Annotated in this window: 1 protein-coding gene; it reads left to right on the forward strand. The window is 69.0% G+C overall.

The window, feature by feature from the left end:
* Positions 1–61 precede the first annotated feature (61 nt).
* The coding region (locus C5N14_RS29990) for a transposase family protein (protein ID WP_117673050.1) at positions 62–641 on the forward strand (580 nt) is incomplete at its 3' end.

Consider the following 641-nt stretch of genomic DNA (forward strand, 5'->3'; position numbering starts at 1 on the left):
GTAAGGGACGTCTCGTAACCCCGATGGTTGTCCTCTGAGGACGATCATCGAAAATGCCCGGGTGCAGGTGATCACCGCGAGGCGCCCGGAGTGGATCTTCCCGTTCACCGGGTTGCAGCCCACCCAGTTCCGCAAGCTGGTCCGCCTGGTCGCCGAGCGTGGCGGTGACGCCATCGCCGATGGCCGACCGGGCCGGCAGTGGGCCCTCGACCTCGCCGACCGGGTGCTGCTGGTGGCCGCCTACTGGCGAACGAACCTGACCATGCGCCAGATCGGCCCGCTGTTCGGCGTCTCGCACTCGGCTGCGCACCGGATCATCGACATCCTCGCACCGCTGCTGGCCCTCGCGCCGGTGCGCAAGCGGCCGGTCGAGCAGATCGCCATCGTCGACGGCACCCTGATCCCCACCCGCGACCACCGCCTGGCAGCCCGGAGCAAGAACTACCGGTACTCGACCAACCTGCAGGTCGCCATCGACGCCAGCACCCGCCTGGTCATCGCCGTCGGCGACCCGCAGCCGGGCAACCGCAACGACACGATCGTCTACCGCACCAGTGGCATCGAGGAGAAGCTGAACGGGCGGCCGGTGATGGCCGACGGCGGCTACCGCGGCAACCCCGAGGTGATCATGCCGTACCGCA

The sequence above is a fragment of the Micromonospora sp. MW-13 genome, from assembly GCF_003434305.1.
Taxonomy (GTDB): Bacteria; Actinomycetota; Actinomycetes; order Mycobacteriales; family Micromonosporaceae; genus Micromonospora.